The 20,476-nt window shown below is 70.0% G+C and carries 17 protein-coding genes and 1 pseudogene; 8 read left to right on the forward strand and 10 right to left on the reverse strand.

What is annotated here, in order from left to right:
• Nucleotides 1–2: 2 nt before the first annotated feature.
• Complete coding sequence (locus ACFWY6_RS10175; RefSeq protein ID WP_384687747.1) at nucleotides 3–509, reverse strand: NUDIX hydrolase; 507 nt, start codon at nucleotides 507–509, stop codon at nucleotides 3–5.
• 138 nt (nucleotides 510–647) lie between these two features.
• Here ACFWY6_RS10175 and ACFWY6_RS10180 point away from each other — a divergent pair, with 138 nt between their 5' ends.
• The 3 genes from ACFWY6_RS10180 to ACFWY6_RS10190 all read left to right on the forward strand — a co-directional run bounded on the left by ACFWY6_RS10180 (nucleotide 648) and on the right by ACFWY6_RS10190 (nucleotide 4,480).
• Entirely contained in the window at nucleotides 648–1,271 is a 624-nt protein-coding gene (locus ACFWY6_RS10180) for a hypothetical protein (RefSeq protein ID WP_384687748.1), read from the forward strand.
• Between the two features lie 167 nt (nucleotides 1,272–1,438).
• The gene (locus ACFWY6_RS10185) at nucleotides 1,439–2,089 is read left to right on the forward strand and encodes a YceI family protein (RefSeq protein WP_384687749.1); all 651 of its coding nucleotides are present in this window, start codon (nucleotides 1,439–1,441) and stop codon (nucleotides 2,087–2,089) included.
• A 132-nt stretch (nucleotides 2,090–2,221) separates the two neighbouring features.
• A complete protein-coding gene (locus ACFWY6_RS10190; protein WP_384687762.1) occupies nucleotides 2,222–4,480 on the forward strand; it encodes an MMPL family transporter in 2,259 nt (752 codons plus the stop codon).
• A gap of 18 nt (nucleotides 4,481–4,498) precedes the next feature.
• Here the strand turns inward: ACFWY6_RS10190 and ACFWY6_RS10195 are convergent, their stop codons facing one another.
• From ACFWY6_RS10195 to ACFWY6_RS10210, 4 genes are all read right to left on the reverse strand, one after another.
• Nucleotides 4,499–6,148 carry a thiamine pyrophosphate-binding protein gene (locus tag ACFWY6_RS10195; RefSeq protein WP_384687750.1) on the reverse strand — a complete coding sequence of 550 codons (1,650 nt, stop codon included), beginning with the start codon at nucleotides 6,146–6,148 and terminating at the stop codon, nucleotides 4,499–4,501.
• On the reverse strand, nucleotides 6,145–6,981 hold the full coding sequence (locus ACFWY6_RS10200; RefSeq protein WP_384687751.1) for a cyclase family protein: 837 nt from the start codon (nucleotides 6,979–6,981) through the stop codon (nucleotides 6,145–6,147). The genes ACFWY6_RS10195 and ACFWY6_RS10200 overlap by 4 nt, the downstream gene beginning before the upstream one ends.
• Nucleotides 6,982–7,065: 84 nt before the next feature.
• Nucleotides 7,066–7,854 carry a hypothetical protein gene (locus tag ACFWY6_RS10205; protein ID WP_384687752.1) on the reverse strand — a complete coding sequence of 263 codons (789 nt, stop codon included), beginning with the start codon at nucleotides 7,852–7,854 and terminating at the stop codon, nucleotides 7,066–7,068.
• 132 nt (nucleotides 7,855–7,986) lie between these two features.
• Nucleotides 7,987–8,751: a helix-turn-helix domain-containing protein gene (locus ACFWY6_RS10210; RefSeq protein WP_384687753.1), complete on the reverse strand. Its 765-nt coding sequence runs from the start codon at nucleotides 8,749–8,751 to the stop codon at nucleotides 7,987–7,989.
• Between the two features lie 100 nt (nucleotides 8,752–8,851).
• Here ACFWY6_RS10210 and ACFWY6_RS10215 point away from each other — a divergent pair, with 100 nt between their 5' ends.
• The 3 genes from ACFWY6_RS10215 (at nucleotide 8,852) to ACFWY6_RS10225 (ending at nucleotide 12,628) form a co-directional block, all read left to right on the forward strand.
• Complete coding sequence (locus tag ACFWY6_RS10215) at nucleotides 8,852–9,676, forward strand: phytanoyl-CoA dioxygenase family protein (protein WP_384687754.1); 825 nt, start codon at nucleotides 8,852–8,854, stop codon at nucleotides 9,674–9,676.
• 377 nt (nucleotides 9,677–10,053) lie between these two features.
• On the forward strand, nucleotides 10,054–11,058 hold the full coding sequence (locus ACFWY6_RS10220) for a cellulase family glycosylhydrolase (protein ID WP_384687755.1): 1,005 nt from the start codon (nucleotides 10,054–10,056) through the stop codon (nucleotides 11,056–11,058).
• 67 nt (nucleotides 11,059–11,125) lie between these two features.
• Nucleotides 11,126–12,628 (forward strand): RICIN domain-containing protein, encoded by a 1,503-nt coding sequence (locus ACFWY6_RS10225; RefSeq protein WP_384687756.1) that lies wholly within the window; start codon nucleotides 11,126–11,128, stop codon nucleotides 12,626–12,628.
• A 54-nt stretch (nucleotides 12,629–12,682) separates the two neighbouring features.
• Here the strand turns inward: ACFWY6_RS10225 and ACFWY6_RS10230 are convergent, their stop codons facing one another.
• The 4 genes from ACFWY6_RS10230 to ACFWY6_RS10245 form a co-directional block, all read right to left on the reverse strand.
• The gene (locus ACFWY6_RS10230; protein WP_384687757.1) at nucleotides 12,683–14,734 is read right to left on the reverse strand and encodes a beta-galactosidase; all 2,052 of its coding nucleotides are present in this window, start codon (nucleotides 14,732–14,734) and stop codon (nucleotides 12,683–12,685) included.
• 39 nt (nucleotides 14,735–14,773) lie between these two features.
• Nucleotides 14,774–16,111 (reverse strand): ABC transporter substrate-binding protein, encoded by a 1,338-nt coding sequence (locus ACFWY6_RS10235; RefSeq protein WP_384687758.1) that lies wholly within the window; start codon nucleotides 16,109–16,111, stop codon nucleotides 14,774–14,776.
• Nucleotides 16,112–16,172: 61 nt separating this feature from the next.
• The gene (locus tag ACFWY6_RS10240) at nucleotides 16,173–17,111 is read right to left on the reverse strand and encodes a carbohydrate ABC transporter permease (RefSeq protein ID WP_384687759.1); all 939 of its coding nucleotides are present in this window, start codon (nucleotides 17,109–17,111) and stop codon (nucleotides 16,173–16,175) included.
• Between the two features lie 5 nt (nucleotides 17,112–17,116).
• Complete coding sequence (locus ACFWY6_RS10245) at nucleotides 17,117–18,043, reverse strand: carbohydrate ABC transporter permease (protein ID WP_384687760.1); 927 nt, start codon at nucleotides 18,041–18,043, stop codon at nucleotides 17,117–17,119.
• 287 nt (nucleotides 18,044–18,330) lie between these two features.
• On the opposite strand from ACFWY6_RS10245, the gene ACFWY6_RS10250 reads away from it, so the two are divergent.
• Together ACFWY6_RS10250 and ACFWY6_RS10255 are read left to right on the forward strand one after the other, a co-directional pair.
• Nucleotides 18,331–19,320: a LacI family DNA-binding transcriptional regulator gene (locus ACFWY6_RS10250; protein WP_384687763.1), complete on the forward strand. Its 990-nt coding sequence runs from the start codon at nucleotides 18,331–18,333 to the stop codon at nucleotides 19,318–19,320.
• Between the two features lie 76 nt (nucleotides 19,321–19,396).
• Nucleotides 19,397–19,498 (forward strand): annotated as a pseudogene (locus ACFWY6_RS10255) (ThuA domain-containing protein); the annotation flags it as partial.
• On the opposite strand, the gene ACFWY6_RS10260 reads toward ACFWY6_RS10255, so the two are convergent.
• On the reverse strand, nucleotides 19,498–20,331 hold the full coding sequence (locus ACFWY6_RS10260; RefSeq protein ID WP_384687761.1) for a PIG-L family deacetylase: 834 nt from the start codon (nucleotides 20,329–20,331) through the stop codon (nucleotides 19,498–19,500). The pseudogene ACFWY6_RS10255 and the gene ACFWY6_RS10260 overlap by 1 nt on opposite strands.
• Between the last annotated feature and the right edge of the window lie 145 nt (nucleotides 20,332–20,476).

Raw genomic sequence — 20,476 nt, forward strand, 5'->3', positions numbered from 1 at the left:
CGTCACCCGGCGGCAGCGGGATAGCGGCGGAACGCACCGGACGCCACACCCAGTTCCGGCCGCCATCCGTTCAGTACGGCGGCCGACGGCGCGAAGAGCTCGGACGGTACGTCCCGGGGCGCGAACCAGGCCCACCGCTCGATCTTGTCCGGCTCGCGCACCCTGGCCGGGGCACCTGAGGCCGTCGTCACGAGTGCTCCGGCCGTCACACGGGTCACGCCGCGTTCCCCGTCCACGAAGAACGCGCCGATCCGGACATCCTCCGCATCCGCCGACAGGCCGGTCTCCTCGGCCAGTTCACGCACCGCCGCGTCCTCGAAGCTCTCGCCGGGGTCGACCTTGCCGCCCGGCAGCTCCCAGCGCCCGTCGTGCCCGAGCCCGAGCAGCACGCGCCCGCTCGCGTCGAGGACGACGACTCCTACGCCGACGAGCCCGTGCGGCGTGGGGAAGGCCCGCTCCGGCCGCTCGGGCCGCCCGGGCCGCTCCGTGGGCGAGGTACTGCTGCTCATGCGCCATGCCTTTCTGCGTGGCCGGGGACGACACGACGACGGTACGCAGCACCAGGAGCCGGCCCCCGGTCGGGCCCGGCTGCGGCGTGGTGGAATGTCGCGGCACCCAGACAACGTACGGAGCGGGGGACATTCGGGATGGCGGGTTCATCGAGGCCGAAGCGGCGCAGGGCCACACCGTCGGCGCTGCCGGTGGAACCGCGCACTCCGCGGCCGCGACAGGAGCGGAAGCCGGCCGGGAGGAAGGGCAAGAAGACCAAGGACAAGAGCGCCATGTCCTGGCCCCAGATCACGGCTTGCGTCCTCGGGGTGATGGGGGCCGCGGTCGGCACCTTCTTCTGGACCGCTCCCCTGTGGGCCGGCCTCGCACCGCACTGGCCGGCCGAGGGCTACGGCTTCGCCGTCACCGTCGGCCTGCTGTTGCCCGCCGCGATCGCCCTGATGGCCATGGCGGCGATGCGTACGAAGCAGAGCGCCGCCCAGGGACGGGCGGGCTTGACCAGGGCGTCCGGATGGGCGCTGACCACGGTCACGGCCTATGCGGCGAGCACGTTCCTCGCCGGTCTCCAATTCGGCGCGATCAAGCCCAAACGCCGGAACCGGGACGCCGATTGCTACGAGAGCGGTGGCGCGTGCTGGATCAGTGAGCACTACCCCCTGGCCTGGCTGCTCGGCATCCTCGCCATCCCGGTGGGCATCGTGCTGATCATGTGGCTGTCCGGCCGCTTCGGCGACGCCAAGAAACAGACCTCCCCGGCATGACCCTGTGTGACGCCAGGCCACCCACCCGTGCATCCACATCCGTGTCGATCTTGTGCATCTTTGCAGTCAGGGGCATGGAACCCGGACGAGACCTCCCATCTCTCTCCGTAGAGCAAGTCTCCGCCGTGATAACACGGAGTGATCAACCCTAAGGAGACGACGACATCATGGGTATCTTCAGCCGTCGCCAGACCGCGACCCTCGAGCCGACGCCGGCTGTGGGCCCCAGAACCCCTTCCTCCGGCGCCGGCGCGGCACTTGACCCGGCGCTGCGTGCGCTGACGGGCGAGTGGACCATCGACCGGCCGCACAGCCGCATCGGATTCTCCGTGCGGCACGCGATGGTCACGACGGTGCGCGGCGCCTTCGCCGACTACACCAGCACGCTGCACTTCGACGGCGACCGGCCCGCCGCCTCGAGTGCCGAGATCGTCATCCAGGTCGGCAGCGTCGACACGGGCGTCGAGCAGCGGGACGCGCACCTCATAGGCGCCGACTTCTTCGACGCGCGCCGCCACCCGGAGATGGTGTTCCGCAGCACGTCGACCGTCCATGAGGGCGGGGAGACCTTCCGTATGGCGGGGGATCTGACCATCCGCGGGATCGCCCGGCCCGTCGAGCTGCAACTCGACTACCTCGGTTCGGTCGTGGACCCGTTCGGCTACGAGCGGGCCGGCTTCGACGGCACCACCACCATCGACCGCACCGACTGGGGCCTGGTCTACAACCAGCGTCTGGAGGCGGGCGGCACCATGGTGAGCGAGAAGGTGCGGCTGCAGTTCGACATCTCCGCGATCCGGTACTCGCCCGTGGCATAGCGGAACGCGGTGGTGCAAGCCGCGGGTACGGACAGGGGGCGGGAATCACCCGTTTCCCCGCCCCTGGGTGCCGGGAGCTCCGGCATTGCGTTGAATCGGCAGTGATCGACGCCTCCGGGAGCCAGCATGTCCATGCCGCACAGCCCGACCGAGGGGTCACCTGCGAGCCCGTCGCCGCGCGGGGGCCGGCTCCGCAGGACCGGGCAGTGGTGCGCCCGCCACTGCGTGATCGTCATCGTGGTGTGGCTGGCCGCTCTGGTCGGCCTGCAGGTTCTGAACGGAAAACTGGGCGGTGAGTACTCCGACGACTTCTCCCTGCCCGGAACCCAGTCAGAGCAGGGCCTCGACGTACTCAAGGCGCATGAGCCCGCGGCCGGCGGCTACAGCGCGCAGGTCGTGCTGCACGATTCGGCCAAGTCGCTCAGCGACCTGAGCAGCCAGGTCGGCTCGGCCGTCAGCAGTCTGCAGAAGCTCCCTCATGTGCTGTCCGCGCAGAACCCGCTGTCCGCGCAGCAGCAGCCCGCCGGCACGCCCAACGTGGGGCCGCTGTCCTCCGACGGCAAGACGGGATACATCACCGTCCGCTTCGACGTGCAGCCCTCCACGCTCGGCGACGACTATCTGGACGGCGTCGACAACGCCGTCCAGCCGCTGCGTGCCGTCGGCGTGGAGGTGGAGTACGGCGGCCCGCTGGGCGAGCTGGCCCGGCCCGAGCCGGACGACCGGACGAGCGAAGCCATCGGGTTCGGTGTGGCGATCGTGGTCCTGCTGGTCGGTTTCGGCAGTGTGATCGCCGCGCTGCTGCCCCTGGTGACCGCGCTGATCAGCGTGATCTGCGGTCTGGCCTGCCTGGGGCTGCTTGCGGCCGCGTTCACCTTCGCCACGGTCTCGCCGACCCTTGCGACGATGATCGGGCTCGGCGTCGGGATCGACTACGCGCTCTTCCTGGTCACCCGCCACCGCCAGAACCTCCTGACCCAGGACCCCTCGACGGCGGCCGGGCACGCGGTGGCGACCAGCGGCCGGGCCGTACTGGTCTCCGGATGCACGGTGATCATCGCCCTGTCCGGCCTGTGGGTCTCGGGGATCTCGTTCATCGGCAAGCTGGGGCTTGCCGCCGCGGTCACCGTCGTCACGGCCGTACTGGGCGCGCTGACGCTGGTCCCGGCGCTGCTCGGCCTCATCGGGCGGCGGATCGACAAGCTGCGTGTGCGGACCCCCGTGGCCGAGACGAACACCGAGCCGGGGGCGACGGCGCAGGGCGGCTGGCACCGCTACGCGCAGCGCGTGGAGCGGCGGCCCTGGTGGTTCCTGACCGGCGGCGTCGTCGTGCTCGCCGTCCTGTCGATCCCGGTCTTCTCCCTCCAGCTGGGGCACATCGGCGACGGGGCGGACCCGAAGTCCTTCACCGACCGGCGCGCCTTCGACCTGATGTCCGACGCCTTCGGGCCGGGCTCGAACGGCCCGATGACCCTCGTCATCGACCAGAGCGACGTGCCGCAGAACGACAGACAGTCGCTGGAGTCCCAGGCGCAGAAGGCCCTCACCGATGTGCCGGACGCGGCCGCGATCACCCCGCTCCAGCCCACTTCGGACGGCGACGTCCTGATCTCGACGGCCTACTCCGTCGCCGCCCCGCAGGACGAGCGGACCACGGACCTGCTCAACCGGCTCACCGACGACGTGCTGCCGCAGGCGGTGTCGGGGACCAGCGCGCAGACGTACGTCACGGGGACGACCGCCGCGCAGGGCGACTTCATGGAGATCGTCTCCAAGAAGCTGCCGCTGATCATCGCGGTGGTGGTGGGCCTTGCCTTCCTCGTCATCCTCACCGTGTTCCGCGGGCTGCTCGTCGCGGTCAAGGCCGCCGTACTCAACGTCCTGTCGATCGCGGCGTCCTACGGAGTCGTGGTGGCCGTCTTCCAGTGGGGCTGGGGCGGTCCGGCGCTCGGCGTCTCCGGGAAGGTCCCGATCGAGAGCTACGTACCGATGATGATGTTCGCGATCGTCTTCGGCCTGAGCATGGATTACGAGATCTTCCTGCTCTCCCGGGTCCGCGAGGCCTGGCTGCGCACCCGGGATCCCCGGGCGAGCGTCGCCCATGCCCTGGAGATCACCGCACGGGTCATCACCTGCGCCGCACTGATCATGGTCAGCGTCTTCGCCGCGTTCATCGTCAGCGACAACATCGTGGTGAAGATGCTGGGCCTCGGCCTGGCCGCGAGCGTACTCATCGACGCCACCGTGGTCCGCCTGCTGCTCGTGCCCGCCGTCATGACCCTGCTGGGGAAGGCCGCCTGGTGGACCCCGCGGTGGCTGGACAGGGTGCTCCCGCACATCGACGCCGAGGGCGAGGAGGAGAAGAAGAAGGAGGAGGCCGGCGGGCGTTAGGCGCCGCACGCCGCGCGCTCAGTGTCCGCGGAACGCCTCCTCCAGCCACCATGCCCCGTGCTCCCGCACCACTTTGGCGTCGATGAGCAGCGGTGCGGTGCGCGGGCCGACGACCCAGTCCTGTACGGCCTTCAGGTCGGCGGGCGTGCGCACGGTGACCGCCTCGAAGCCGTGGCCGCGGGCCACGGCGGCGATGTCGGTGGGCGGGAACTCGACCGTGCCGAGCGGGAATCCGTCCGGGCCGAAGTGGTGCACCTCCGCTCCGTACGCGTCGTCGTTGTAGACCACGACCACCATGGGCAGGCCGAGCCTGCGCACCGTGTCGAGTTCGACGGCGCTCATCAGCGCCCCGCCGTCGCCGAGCGCGGCCACCGCGAGACGGTCCGGGCGGGCCAGGGCCGCGCCGATCGTGGTGGCGAGTCCGAGGCCGATGGACTGGAAGGCCTGCGTGAAGCACAGGCCCTGTTCGTCGGGCACGGACAGGTACATCGTCGGGTAGCCCATGAAGTTGCCCGAGTCGACGCCGATCACGCGCTGCGCGGGGAGGATGCCGTCAAGGGCGATGCTGAGCGTCCGCGGGTCGATACGGTCCCGGGTGCCGGTGTCGTCGTACGGGACATCGCGCCAGTCGAGCCGCGCGGCGAGCGCTTCGGCGGTGGCGGGCGTGCGGTAGCCGCGGCCGCCGCCGTCGCCCAGCGCGGTGAGCGTCTGCCGCGCCGTCAGGAGCACGTCGCCGCCGACCCCGAGATGGACGGGGCGGTGCGCGCCGAGCGCCTCGGGGTCGTCGTCGACCTGGACCAGGGTCGTGTCCGTGCCGATGAGCCGGCCGTGCCGCGTCGTCCACATGGTGAGCGAACAGCCCAGGGCCACGATCACGTCGGCGTCCTGGATCAGCTCGGCGGCGAGCGGTGACGAGAACCCGCCCGCCACATCGAGCGACCACGGGTTGCCCTGGAACAGGCCGCGGGCCACCGCCGACGTCGCGAGCAGCGCGCCGCAGCGCTCGGCGAGCGCCTCAAGGGCCTGGCGGCAGCCGGGGCCGCGCGCGCCGCGTCCGGCGACGAGGACCGGGCGCTCGGCGTGCGCGAGGATCCCGGCGAGTGCCGCGATGTCGTCGTCGGCGGGTGCGACGGCGGGACGCGGGGGCGGCGGCACCACGGCGGCCAGGGTCCGGTCCGCGTCCGGGACGTCCAGTGCCTGTACGTCGAGCGGGAGGTTCAGCACGACCGTGCACCGCTCCCGGGCGGCACGGCGTACGGCGGCGGTCGTCTGCGCGACGGCGTCGGCCGCCGACGTCACACGGGCACTGCGCGCCCCGACCGCCTGCGCCAACGCCCCTTGATCTACATGGAAGTTGGAGCGCGGGTTCGACGCCTCCGCCGCGAGCACGACGAGCGGCGTACGGCTCTTGGCGGCCTCGCCGATCCCGGTGAGGGCGTTGGTGAACCCGCACCCCTGGTGCACGCTGACCGCGGTCACGGCGCCCCGCACGCGTGCGTACGCGTCGGCCATGGTGGCTGCGCCGCCCTCGTGGCGCGCCGCGACGAACCTCGCGCCCGCCGCCACCATCGCGTTGGTGACGTGGAAGTTGCCGGAGCCCACCACGCCGAAGACCCGGCCGACCCCGGCCGCGACCAGGGCCCGCCCGACCGCTTCGGCGACCTTCACGACGGCCGGCCCGCTCGTTCGACGAGGGCGAGGACCCGCGCCGGCGCCCCGGAGCCGGAGACGATGGGCAGCGGCCCCGCGATGACGACGGCCCCGGTCGGCGGCAGCTCGGCCAGGTTCTGCAGCTGCGTCAGGCCGTACTTGCCGCTGCCCATGAGGTACGAGTGGCAGGGGAACGCCGGCTCGAAGGCGTGCGCACGGCCCGCGTCGGTGCCCACCGTCTCCACGCCGAGCCCGGCCACCGGCGACTGCTCGGCCACCCAGCGGGCGCACGCGGCGGACAGGCCCGGCGTATGAGGCCCGTTCTCATCCGCGTTGAGGAAGGGCACCTGCGCGTACGACCTGCTGCTCCACCCGGTCCGCACCAGGAGCCACCCGCCGTCGGGCAGCGCACCGTGCCGGTTCTGCCATGCCTGTATGTGCTCCACCTCGATGAGGAAGTCGGGGTCCTTGGCGACCTCGTCGGTGACGTCGAGCACCACAGCGGGAGCCACCAGTTGGTGGGCGGGCACCGAGGCGACGTCGGCGAGGTCCTTGCCGGTGACCCAGTGGTTGGGCGCGTCGAAGTGGGTGCCGGTGTGCTCGCCGGTGCGGAAGTTGTTCCAGTACCAGGCGGGCCCCCGGTCGTCGTACCTGCTGATCTCCTCCAGCTCGAACACCTTGGTCTGCCCGAACTCGGGCGGCAGTTCAAGGACCGGGGTGCTGGACGACAACGGCGCGGTGAGGTCGACGACTTCGATCGCGCCACCGCGCAACCCGGCCACCAGGGCGGCGAGAACGGAGGGTGACGAGGATCCCGGCGCGGCTGCGGATGCTGACGTTGACTCAGACATGCCTGCATCCTGAAGCCACCGGCAGGGCCGCACAAGCGCACGGGATCCCCGGATCCACCCACCGGACCCACCTACCGGACCCGCCTATCCGACGCGCTCGATCCGCGCCTTGCGGATCAGGAACTTCCCGGCCTCGCGCACCTCCTCGAACGCCGCGTTGTTGAGCAGCACACAGCTGCCCGACGCCGAAGTGACCTCCACTGTGGTGGACTTGGAGTTGTCCAGGTTCGTCACCTTCAGCTGCGTACCGACGGGGAACTCGTTGCTGGACGCGGCCGGCGCGCCGGCCTCGCCGGACAGCGTGACGGTGGAACCGGCGCAGACGACCTCGCCCTCCGCCCCCGCTTCTCCCCCGTCCTCGGGCGGGGCCGTGGCCGTGGCGTCGCCGCCCGGCTCCTCCGCCGGCGGCTGAGCGGCGTCCCCACCGGCGCCGCCCTCACCGGCACCTGCTCCTTCACCGGCGCCCGCTCCTTCACCGGCACCTGCTCCTTCACCGGCGCCCGCTCCCTCACCGGCGCCCGCTCCCTCACCGGCGCCCGCTCCTTCACCGGCCCCGGCACCCGCGCCGGCCTCCGCGCCGCCCTCCGCACCCGCTCCGGCATCCGCATCGCAGCCCGACGCCGCCTGCTTCCGCCTGATCTCCTCGATCACCGCTTCCCGATTGGCGATCCGCGCGGCGGACTGGGCGTCGGGGTTGGCCCGCTGACCCGCGATGAACTTCTCGTTGTTGCTCAGCGCGGTGGCCAGCCCGTCACATGCTCCCGATGCCTGGCTCGTACCGGTCATCACCACCGCTGTTCCCGCCACCAGCGCGGCGGCGCCCACCATGAGGACGACCTTCTTCTTCCGGGTGAGAGTCTTCTTGCGCGACACGTGCGACTCCTGTCCCCGACGGTGTACGCCACCGCCGGATGGGTTTCCGTGTGCCGTCACATACGCGCAGCAGCCCCACGCGTCTCAACCGCCCCACCAACTACTTGGCGGCAGCCCTGCCTTGTCTGGCGGTCACGCCCGGCGCTGCTGGGCACGGAAGGCGGACGGGGTGACGCCCGTGCGGCGGGTGAACTGGCGGGTGAAGTAGCCGGGGTCGTTGAATCCGGTGCGGCGGGAGACGGCGACGACGGTCAGGTCCGTCTCCGCGAGCAGTTCCTTGGCCCGGCTGATGCGCAGCCGCTGGACGTACTCCTTCGGGCCGTGCCCGGTCTGCTGACGGACGATGTCCCTCAACTTCTCTGGGGTCAGGCCGAGTTCGCGCGCCGTGACCGGGAGCGGCAGTGCGCTGTTGCGGGCCAGCGCGACCAGCACGGGGTGTTCGGTCCGCGGGCGGCCGAGCGCGGTGATCAGTTCGTGGAGGGCGGCGGCGGCTGCGGTCTCGGGGTCGGGGCGGTCCAGGGCGTTGCGCAGCCGGGTGAACAGCAGGGCGGCCGACGCGGAGACGGCCATGGGGGTCGCCTCGGCCGGGAGATAGCCGAGTTCGGCGTACGCAGGAGCGGCCGGGCCGTCGTACAGCGCCCACTGCTCGCTCCAGCCATGCTCGTCGGGACCGTAGGTGTGGGGCACGCCCGCCGGCAGGTGGAACAGGGTCGGCGGGACGACCGGGCGGTCGTTGCAGCGTCCACGGCCCGCGGTCACGAGGACCACGGCATGCGAGGAAAGCACCCGCTCACGCACCGTCCCGGTACGGCCGCTCTGCCCGCCGGCTCCCAGGCACACCAGGCCGAGCCCCCAGTGCGCGGCGGCGGGGGTGAGATAACGCGACCAGCCCGGCATGCGGTCACTGTAGGCGGGACGGCCCGTACCCCGAAAAGTCCCACCGCGGGCCCGCATTCGTGCATGGTGCGGCGGGCCCGGCGACTCCAGGATCGTGGCCATGCTGACCTCCAACGGCTACGTACTCGACACCGCGCCCACCAGGATGGGCGCCCTCGCGCCGGTACCCGACGCAGAGCGGCACGACCGTGCCGCCCTGTGGACCCGCCTGCGCCGCGACGGCTACCTCTACCTCAAGGGCGCCCTGCCCGTGGACGCCGTGACCGCGTTCCGCCGCCACTACTTCGACGCCCTCGCCCCGACCGGGCTCCGGGAGCACGGCCGGTCCGACCCAGACCCGGCGGCCCTGCGCCGGGTGCTGTTCAAGGAGCTGGTGCCGGGCCCCGTCTACCAGGAGTTCTGCACCCAGCCCGCACTGCGCGACTGGTACGCGTGGTTCCTCGACGCATCGGCGTTCCTGCACCGGCGGAAGATCATCCGGCATCAGCGGGCGGGTGACACGGGCATCGGCTTCGCCACCCAGGCCCACTACGACCTGGTGTATCTACGGGAGGGCACCGACCGAGTGCTCAGTTCCTGGATCCCGTTGGGCGACTGCCCCGCCACCCGCGGCGGCCTTGTGTACCTCAAAGGCAGTCATGAGCGGGTGCGCGCCGAGGAACAGGACGGCCGCCTTGGCAGGCCCGCCGCATCCATCACGGCCGATCTCCCGGCGCTGGCCGAGGAGTTCGACTCCCGCTGGCTGATCGCCGACTACGAGGCGGGCGACATGGTGGTCCACTCCCCGTACCTGGTGCACGCTTCCCTCGACAACACCGACCCGGACGAAGTGACCCGCCTGTCCACGGACATCCGGTACCAGCGCGCCGACGACCCCATCGACTGGCGCTGGCAGGAGCACTGGCACGACCGCGACGGCTTGTGAGGTACGCGCGGCGCACCACGGCATGACGTTGCCATGTGTTTGATTCTGTGTGGCTTCGTCGAAGGACGTTAGGCGCGGCGCGGTGCTTCGTCAACGCCTCTCGCGCCTCACCCTCGATCAACTGCCGCACTGCCGGAGCAAATCCACAGGACCAAACACTCCGTGCGCAAGTCCTTGACAGATGCCGGGGCCGATCCCAAGGTTTCACTCGACCCAACGGATGTTTACGTAACCATCGAGTGCCCTTGGCCGCCGAACCAGGGAAGGAAAAGATGTCCCCCCACATCACCTCGCACCCCAGTACGCCGCCGCCACCAACCCGAAGGCACCGGCTCCAACGTCGCGCGCTGGCCGGCCTGTTGCCCTTACTGGTGGCCGTGCCGATCGCCGTCGTGTCCGGCGCTTCATCGGCCACCGCGGAGCCGAGCGAGCTGGACCCCAGCCAGTTCAGGGGCGTGAACTGGGCGCGCCCCGGCGACAATTTCGTCGACGCCCCCCTCGTACCCGAAGGGCTGGACATCGCGGACAGCTACGACACCGTGAAGGCCAAGGCCGAATCCGTCTACACCGGATTCGAGAGCATCGGCGTGAACACCGTCCGCCTCCCCGTCAACACCAAGTCGGTGGGCACGCCGTGGTGGGACGCCTACACCGGCGCGATCGACGCCGCGACGGCCAAGGGGTTCAAGGTCGTCCTCTCCTACTGGGAGGACGGAGCGTCCTCGAACGGCCGGATCATCGACATGGCCGCCTTCAACTCGATGTGGAACACGGTCGCGGACAAGTACGGCACCAACGACCACGTGTACTTCGAGCCGATGAACGAGCCCCGCGGATACGGCGCCGGCGAGTGGGCGGACATCGCCGCCACTTGGATCGCCGACCGCCCGGCGATCCCCAGGGAACGGATCTTCGTCAGCGGGTCCGGCTACAACGACGAGGTCAAGTCCGTGTGCGCCGACAGCAGGCTCGCCGGGACCTATCTCTCCCTCCACCACTACGCCTTCGGAAAGGGCCCGAAGGACTACGACGGGTGGGTCGCCGACCTCAAGAACGGACTCGGCGACTGTGCCTCGCGCACCGTCCTGGACGAGTTCGGGGCGCCCATGGACGACGAAGCCGACACCGGATTCGACTACAACGACCCGGACAGCGGCGAGAACTTCGTCCGGTACCTGCGGGCGGACACCGACACCGTCCGCTCCCTCGGCATGGGCGCGATCTACTGGCCGGCTCTCGGCGGCAAGCACCAGGAGCGGCCCACGTACGACTACTACTCCCTCTTCGCCCTGGAGGGCAGCGGCAAGGACCTGCGCCTCACCCCCCGCAACCCCAGCGGGATCGACCGCCTCAAGCACGCCTGGGGCCTCGACGCCGGGTAGCCGCACGCCTGCACGCCCCGCCCATCCCCCGCACCCCCCATCCCCCACACTCCGACAGGGAGAAGTCATGTCCGCGAATCCGCAGAGGAGAACGAGGAGAACACCGGAGCCCAGGAGGAGGCGGAGGGCGAGAGGCGTGGTCGCCCTGCTGTTCGCCGCCCTGGCGGGGCTCCTTCTCTCCTTCCTCGCTCCGCCGGGCTCGGCCCAGGCAGCCTCCGCCGCCGTCACCGTCACCAACGGCACCCAGTTCACCGACCCGAACGGCGAGGTCGTGCACGCCCACGGCGGCGGCGTGATCAAGGTGGACGGGTACTACTACTGGTTCGGTGAGAACCGGAACGAGGACAACACCTTCCGGTACGTCTCCGCCTACCGCTCCACCGACCTGAAGACCTGGGAGTTCCGCAACCACGTCCTGACCGAGAAGTCGGACCCGGAGCTGGACCGGGCCAACATCGAGCGCCCCAAGGTCATTTACAACAAGGCCACCGGCAAGTACGTGATGTGGATGCACAAGGAGAACGGCTCCGACTACGGCGAGGCCCGCGCCGCCGTGGCGGTCTCCTCCACCGTGGACGGCGACTACGCCTGGCAGGGCAGCTTCCGGCCGCTCGACCACATGTCGCGGGACATCACCACGTTCGTCGACGACGACGGCACCGGCTACATGATCTCGGCGGCGAACGAGAACGCCGATCTGCACGTCTACCGGCTGTCCGCGGACTACACCAAGGTGGACTCCCTGGTGCGCAAGCTCTGGGAGGGCCAGTCGCGCGAGGCGCCGGCCATGTTCAAGCGCGACGGCAGGTACTTCCTGCTGACGTCCGGCGCCACCGGCTGGTCGCCGAACCAGCAGAAGTACAGCAGCGCCGACAGCATCACCGGCGACTGGAACGAGCTGAAGGACATCGGCGACGGGAAGACGTACGGCTCACAGACCGCGTACGTCCTGTCGGTCCAGGGCGCCTCCGGGACGTCGTACCTCTACATGGGCGACCGCTGGGGCAACTCGACGGGCGGGAACGTCAACGACTCCCAGTACGTGTGGCTCCCGCTGGACTTCCCCACCGGGGACACGATGACGATGGACTACTACCCGCAGATCTCCGTCGACGCGGAGGCCGGCAAGGTGAGCGGCACCGGCACCTGGGAGACGCTCACCGCGGAGCACAGCGGGAAGTGCGCCGACATCGCCGACGAGTCCCTGGGGGACGGCGCGGCCGCGGTCCAGTGGTCCTGCGCGCAGGGGCGCCTCAACCAGCAGTTCTGGCTGCGGGACTCGGGGGACGGCACAGTGCGCGCGATGCTCCGGCACAGCGGGAAGTGCCTCGACGTCCGTGACGCCTCCAGCGACGACGGCGCGGCCGTCGTCCAGTCCGCCTGCGGCGAGGCCGAAAGCCAGCGCTGGACGGTGGAGGACACCACCGGGGACGGCGTCCGCCTCGTCGCGCGGCACAGCGGCAAGTGCCTCGACGTACAGAACAGGTCAGGCAACGACGGTGCCGCGCTGGTCCAGTGGACCTGCGCCAGCGAAGCCGACAACCAGCGGTGGAGGCGCGCGGGCGCCTGAATCGTCCTGAGCCCTGCTCCTGAGCCCTACGGCACTCAGCCGTAGGGCACACGCTCACGTCGCGGACTGCCGGAGGACGGCGACGTCGCGAGGCGGCAGGACGAGACTGCCGGAGGAGCTCTGCCCGAGGAGCACGTCGCCGCTCAGTTCGGGCAGTGCTACGGACTCGTCCCCGCGGTTGACCAGGAAGAGATAGCGGTTCTCCGCGTCGTGGCGCACCGCGAGCTCGACCAACCCCCTTGCCTGCTCCGGGAGTTCACTGGTCACCCCCGCCGGGGCGAGCAGCTCGGGCAGCAGTCCGGCCAGGCCCTCGGCCCCGAGGCGCGTGGAGACGTACGTGGCCGACCCCCGGCCCGTCGGGCGCCGCGTGACCGCTGGGCGGGAGACGTAGGCGCCGGTGCGATAGCGGGCGAGCACCTCGACGTCCGGTCCCGTCACGTCGATCCGGTCGGTCCACATGCTCCCGGTGGCACCGTTGTCCAGGTCCACGGAGTCGCCGTCGAGCAGCGGCCCGAACTCCTCGATCCGGATGCCGAGCAGCTCGCGCAGGGCTCCGGGGTAGCCGCCGAGCCAGATGTGGTCGTTCTCGTCGACGACACCGGAGAAGTACGTGGTGACGAGGTGGCCGCCGCCCTCGACGTACCGCGTGAGCTCCTTGGCGAGCGTCTGCGGCACCACATGCAGGACGGGGGCGATCACGACGTCGTACGAGGACGGGTCCGTGCGGTGGGCGGGTACGACATCGGCGCGGATGCCGAGGCGCAGCAGTGCCGCGTACCAGTCGAGTGCCTCGCGGTGGTAGTCGAGCCGCGAGGTGGGATGGGAGTCGAGCTCGCCGGCCCACCAGGAGTCCCAGTCGAACAGGACGGCCACGCGGGCGGGTTCACGCCCGGAACCGGCGAGCGGCGCTAGGGCCTGGAGCGTGCGCCCCAACTCGGTGACGGAACGGAAGAGTTCGCTGTCGGCCCCGGCGTGCGGCACCATCGCCGAGTGGTACTTCTCGGCGCCCGCCGCCGACTGGCGCCACTGGAAGAAGCAGACGGCGTCGGCGCCGTGCGCGACATGCAGCAGCGAGTCACGGGCCAACTCCCCTTCATTCTTGGCCAGGTTGACGGGCTGCCAGTTCACGGCGCTGGTGGAGTGCTCCATCAGGAACCAGGGGCGGTGGCCCGCGATGCCGCTGGTCAGGTTGGCGGAGAAGGACAGTTCGTCGCGGTCCCGCGCTCCGGGGACGACGTAGTGGTCGTTGGAGACGAAGTCCAGCGCGCCCGAGGCCGCCCAGTCCGCGTAGTCCATGCCCTTGGTGCCGCTCATCACCATGAAGTTGGTGGTGACGGGGACGTCCGGGGTGATCTCGCGCAGCACCTCGCGCTCGGCGATCAGGTGCTCCTTGAGGGCGTCCGACGAGAAGCGCTTGAAGTCGAGCTGCTGGGTCGGGTTGGGGTGTGAGGCCGCGAGGCGCGGCGGCAGGATCTGGTCCCAGTCACTGTAGCGCTGGGACCAGAAGGCCGTGCCCCAGGCGTGGTTGAGCCCGTCGAGGGTGGTGTAGCGGGCACGCAGCCAGGCGCGGAAGGCGCGGGCCGCGTCGTCGGAGTAGTCGTAGACGTTGTGGCAGCCCAGCTCGTTGTTGACATGCCAGGCGATCAGGGCGGGGTGACCGGCGTACCGGGTCGCCAACTCCCGTACCAGGCTCAGCGCGTGGGCGCGGAAGACCGGCGAGGTGGGCCGCCAGTGCTGCCGGGCGCCGGGCCACACCGTCTCGCCGGTCGCGGTGACCGGCAGGATCTCCGGGTGCGCGGTGGTCAGCCACGGCGGCGGGGAGGCGGTCGCGGTGGCCAGGTCGACACCGATGCCGCCCGCGTGCAGCAGGTCCATGACCTCGTCGAGCCAGCCGAAGTCCCAGCCGTCGGCGGTGGGTTGGAGCCGGGCCCAGGAGAAGATCGCCAGGGAGACGACGTTCACTCCGGCTTCGCGCATCAGCCGGATGTCCTCCTCCCACACCTCCCGCGGCCACTGCTCGGGGTTGTAGTCGGCGCCGTAACCGATCCGCCGGCTGCCGTCGGGGCCCTTCGCGTACGGAAAACGGGAGGTGAGAGGGGCGGTCATGCACGTCCTTTCAGAGGAACGGGAATCAAGCGGGGCGGGCTACTTCTCGACGGTGAAGCCCTGCTCGCCGCCGTACTTGACGGACGCGTCCTGCCACGACTTCAGGCCCGCCGACAGCTTCGTGTCGGAGACATAGGCCTTGCCTACGGTGTCGTTGAAGATCGAGTTGGCGTACACCTGGTAGGGCAGGTACTTCCAGTCGGTGGGTACGTTCTTCGCGGACTCGGCGAAGATCTTGTTGGCCTTCTGGCCGCCGAAGTAGGGGAACGAAGTGTCCTGGAAGGACGAGGAGTTCAGGTCCTTGGTGGTGGCCGGGAAGGCGCCGTTCTTGATGCGGGTCCCCACGCCGGCACCGGAGTTGGCGTACTCGACGAAGGCGTACGCCAGTTCCTTGTTCTCGCCCAGCTCGGGCAGGGCCAGCGAGCTGCCGCCGTTCTCGGCGCTCACGTCGGCGCCCTTGGTCCACTGCGGCAGCGGTGCGGCACGCCAGTCCCCCGCGGCGCCCTTGACGCCGGAGGCGAAGTTGGCGGGCATCCAGGCGCCGACGGTCAGCGTGGCGATGGTGCCGTCGCCCAGGCCCTTGTACCAGTCGTCGCTCCAGCCGCTGACGGGAGAGACCAGCTTCTCGTCGATCAGCTTCTGCCAGGTGTCGGTGTACTTCTTGGCACCCGCGTCGGTGAAGTCGATGCCGACCTTCGTGCCGTCGACCTTGTACGGCCGCGAACCGCCCTGCCACAGAAGGCTGGTGGTCAGGCCCGCGTCACCGACGTCGCTGGTGATGTACGCCTTCGGGTCGGCCTTGTGCAGCTTGCGGCCGGCCTCGACGTACTCGTCCCAGGTCGTCGGCACCTTGATCTTGTGCTTGTCGAAGACCTTCTTGTTGTAGAAGAGCGCCATCGGGCCGGAGTCCATGGGCAGGCCGTAGACGCCGCCGCCGGACTTCACCGCGTTCCACGGGCCCGGCGAGTACGACCCGGCCAGCTTGTCCGCGCCGTACGCCGAAAGGTCGGCGACCTGCTTCGTCAGGGCGTACTGCCCCAGTGCGTAGTACTCGATCTGCGCGACGTCCGGGACGCCCTTCTTCGCCGAGACGGCATTCGACAGCGCCTTGTACTGGTCGTTGTTGGTGCCCGCGTTGACCAGCTTGACGTCGACCTTCGGGTACTTCTTCTCGAAGTCGGCCTCGACCTGCTTCAAGGTGGGCTCCCACGCCCACACGGTGACGGTGCCGCCCTTCTTCAGCGCGGCCTTGATGTCGGAGGCGCCGACCTTCTTCTGGGCGGAGTCGTCGTCGCCCGACCCGCAGGCGGTCGCCCCCAGAGCGAGAACGGTGAGAAGACCAAGTCCGCGCAGCAAGCGGCGGGAGTGCTTGGGCATGGCGATACTTCCACTTCGTCGTGGTTCGACAGGATGAGCGACCGCGCCTGCAGACCGGCGCCTACTCCTTGACGCTTCCGGCGGCGAGGCCGGACTGCCAGTACTTCTGGAGCAGCAGGAAGGCGGCGATGAGGGGCACGATGGTGAGCAGCGAGCCGGTGACGACCAGGTTGAAGACGGCCTCGCCGCCTGCCGTGGCCGCCTGTTTGTTCCAGGCGTCGAGGCCGAGGGTGAGCGGGTACCAGTCGGGGTCCTTGAGCATGATCAGCGGCAGGAAGTAGTTGTTCCAGGTCGCGACCGTGGTGAAGAGAAGGACGGTGACCGTGCCGGGGGCGAGCAGCGGCAGGGCGACCTGGAAGAAGGTGCGCAGCTCGCTCGCTCCGTCGATGCGGGCGGCCTCCATCAGCTCGGTGGGGATCGCCTCGGTCGCGAACACCCACATCAGGTAGAGCCCGAACGGCGAGATCAGGGACGGGATGATGACGGCCCACGGGGTGTCGGTCAGACCCATCTCGCTGAACATCAGGAACGTCGGGACGGCGAGCGCCGTGGTGGGCACCGCGACCGCGCCGATGACGACCGCGAACACGCCCCGCTTGCCGGGGAAGTCGAACTTGGCGAGCGCGTATCCGCCGAGTACGGCGAGGAAGGTGGCGCCGCCGGCGCCTACGACCGCGTACAGCAGGGTGTTGAGGAGCCAGCGGCCGAAGACGCCGTCCTGGTACGTGAAGGTCTCGGTGATGTTGTCCCACAGGGCGAAGTCCCCGTCGAACCACAGGCCGAACGAACCGGCGAGCCCCTCCTGGGTCTTGGTGGCGCTGATCAGCAGCCACAGGAGCGGGACGAGGCTGTAGAGCAGGACGACGCCGGTGAGCAAGGTGAGCAGGACGCTGCGCCGGGGGCGCCGGGGTGTGTGCCGGCGCGGGGTGCGCAGACGCGGTGTGGTGGTGCGCGGCCGTGCCGCGGGCCGGGGAGCGGTGGTGGTGCTCGGTCCCGTCATGGGGATCACGCTCCCTTGCGCATGCCGCGCAGCTGGACGACATAGGCGACGACCATGGTGAGCACGCCCATGACGATGGCGACCGTCGCGGAGTAGTTGTGCTGCTGGCCGGAGAAGGACAGCGAGTACGTGTAGTAGTTCGGGGTGTAGTCCGTGGTGATCGCGTTGGGCGCGAGCTTCTGGAGGATGGCGGGCTCGTTGAAGAGCTGGAAGCTGCCGATGATCGAGAAGATCGTGGCGATGACGAGGGCGCCGCGGATCGCCGGGAGCTTGATCGCCGAGATGACCCGCCACTGGCCGGCGCCGTCGATCTGCGCCGCCTCGTAGAGCGAGTGCGGGATGACGCGCAGCGCGGAGTAGAAGATCAGCATGTTGTAGCCGACGAACTCCCAGGTGACGATGTTGCCGATCGACGCCAGGACCAGGCCGGACGAGAGCGGGTCGGGCAGATGGACGCCGAACGCGTCGTTGATGTCGCCGACCAGGCCGAAGCGGGGCCCGTACATGAAGCCCCACATCAGCGTCGCGACGACCGCGGGTACGGCGTACGGCAGGAAGACGGAGATCCGGAAGAAGTCCTTGCCGTACAGGCGGCCGCTGTCGATCGCGAGCGCCACCAACAGGGCGATGCCCAGCATGATCGGCACCTGGACGGCGAGGAAGAGGCCCACGCGTGCGACGCCGTCCCAGAACTGGCCGTCCTGCAAGGCCTGTTGATAGTTGTCCAGGCCCACGAAGGTGGTGCCGCCGATGAGTTGTGTCCGGAACAGGCTCAGATAGAGCGAGTACAGCAGCGGCGCCAGGAAGACCAGCGCGAAGACAAGCAGGAACGGCCCGATGAACCCCCATCCCCTCCATGAGCGGCGTGTGCGCCGCGGCGGCGGCCCGGCCGGGCGGGGGGCTGCTGCCGCCGGCGGTTGAAGCGTCGTCATCTCGCGTCCCTCGCTTGTGCTTCGCCAAACCGAAACCGCAGTTCACGTAAACGTCCCAGGCCGGTTGAGCGGCTCGACCTATGCGCGGGTCAGGCGTTATGTTTACGTAAACATTCGATGGCGGCATGTCTACACTGCCTCCAGATGAGCGGTCAAGGGTTGCTCACGAAGGGCGGCACCTGGTGAGGGAGAGCGTGGACGGCACAGACGAACACACCCCGGCGTCGCGGACGCCGGGCGACGGGCCCAGCCCCGCGAGCCGCCCCGCACGACGCCGTTCCGTGTCGATGGCGGACGTGGCCCGGCTTGCCGGGGTCTCCTCCCAGACGGTCTCCCGTGTCTCCAACGGCTTCCCCGGAGTCAACGAAGCCACCCGCGAGCAGGTCCTCGCCGCGATGAGAGAGCTCGACTACCGCCCCAACAGCGCGGCCCGCGCCCTCAAGAGCGGTGAGTTCCGCACCATCGGCGTCATCACCTTCACCCTTTCCACGACGGGCAACGTCCGCACCCTGGAGGCGATCGCCGCCTCGGCCGCCCAGGAGGGGTACGCGGTCACGCTGCTGCCCGTCGCGGTGCCGACCCAGGACGAGGTCCGCGGCGCCTTCTCGCGCCTTGGCGAACTGGCCATCGACGCGGCGATCGTCATCATGGAGGTCCATCTCCTCGACGACGCGCGCCTGTCGCTGCCGCCGCACGTGAAGGTCGTCGTCGCCGACTCCGACGCCGGAGACCGGTACACGGTCGTGGACACGGACCAGGTCGGCGGCACCCGTGAGGCCATCGCCCATCTCCTCGACCTCGGCCACGAGACGGTCTGGCACCTCGCGGGACCCGAGAAGTCGTACGCGGCCCAGCGCAGAACGGAAGCCTGGCGCGCGGCGCTGGTGCAGGCCGGCCGCACGCCGCCCTCACTCGTCCGCGGCGACTGGTCGGCCGAGTCCGGCTACCGCGCCGGCCTCGAACTCGCCGAACGCGCCGAGTGCACCGCGGTGTTCGCGGCCAACGACCAGATGGCACTCGGCCTGCTGCGCGCCCTCAACGAGCGCGGCCGCAAGGTCCCCGACGACGTCTCCGTGGTCGGCTTCGACGACATCGCCGAAGCCGGCTCGTTCCAGCCGCCGCTGACCACCGTCCACCAGGACTTCGGCGAAGTGGGCCGCCGCTGCGTGGACCGCGTGCTGCACCAGGTCAAACACGGCGAACCGGAGCACGGCACCACCCTGGTGCCGACCCGACTCGTGGTACGCGCGAGCACCGCCCCGCCACCAGCGCGCTGACCGGGTTCGCGGCGGAGACGACCGGCGATCCGGGGGTGTTCACGCGGAGGACCCCGCGCACCCGGCGACCTCACACCTGCCGGCGGAGCGGGCCTGGACCGACGAGTGGTACGACTTCACCTCCCACCCGCGCGACGCGGACGTCCGCGTCCTGCTGCGCGCTGCCGGACAGACGGATCAGCGCAGTCCGGCGAAGAGATCGTTCTCGGGTACGGTCGCGCCGGTGGTGTCCTTGACGCGTACGAAGGTCTCCATGCCCATCAACTCGCCGAACCTCTCCTTGCCCATCTTGAGGAAGAAGATGTTCTCGCCCTGACTGGCGTGCGCGGCCAGCGCGTCGAACTTCTGACCGCTGAAATCGATGGTGTCCACCCACGTGGTGATCTCGTCGTCGGGCAGCCCGATCTCGGCCATCGCGGCGGCCTCGGCAGGATCCGGCTCCGGCATGTCCGGGTGAAACTCGCGCATGATCTCCCCGAACCGCTGCATCCCCGAGCGGGGCATCGTGGTCCAGTACACCTTCGGTGTCAGCTCGGTCATCTCCAGCGCCGCCATCGTGATGCGGTGGGCCTGGATGTGGTCGGGGTGGCCGTAGAAGCCGTTCTCGTCGTACGTGACGACCACATCGGGCCGGTAGTGCCGCATGAGTTCCGCGAGTCGGGCGGCGCCCTCCTCCACGGGGGTCTGCCAGAAGGCTCCGGGGGCGTCGTTGCTCGGCCAGCCCATCATCCCGGAGTCGGCATAGTCCAGGAGCTCCAGATCGCCGACCTTCAGGACGTCACAGCTCTCCTTGAGTTCTTGACGGCGCATCAAGGCGACGGCCTCCGGATCGTGCCCGGGGTCGCCCGGCTTGGCACCCTCCGGTCCGTCACCGCAACGGCCGTCGGTACAGGTCACGAGAACCGTGCGGATGCCTTCCGCCGCGTACCGCGCGAGGACCCCTCCGGTTCCGGTGGCCTCGTCATCGGGGTGGGCGTGTACTGCCATGAGCGTCAAGGGCCGGCCAGTCATAAGACTTTCCTCCTGCAGAAGTACATCTCGATCCGGGTGCGCGGCGTGTGTACCGCGCACCCGGGGACCGGCGGCTCCGGCGGGAAAACGGGCGAGGCAAAAGGTACCACAAGCACGGAGGGTCCCGGCTCGGCCGCATGAGTAC

Origin of the sequence: Streptomyces sp. NPDC059037 (assembly GCF_042740015.1) — a bacterium.
In the GTDB taxonomy this organism is placed as follows: domain Bacteria; phylum Actinomycetota; class Actinomycetes; order Streptomycetales; family Streptomycetaceae; genus Streptomyces.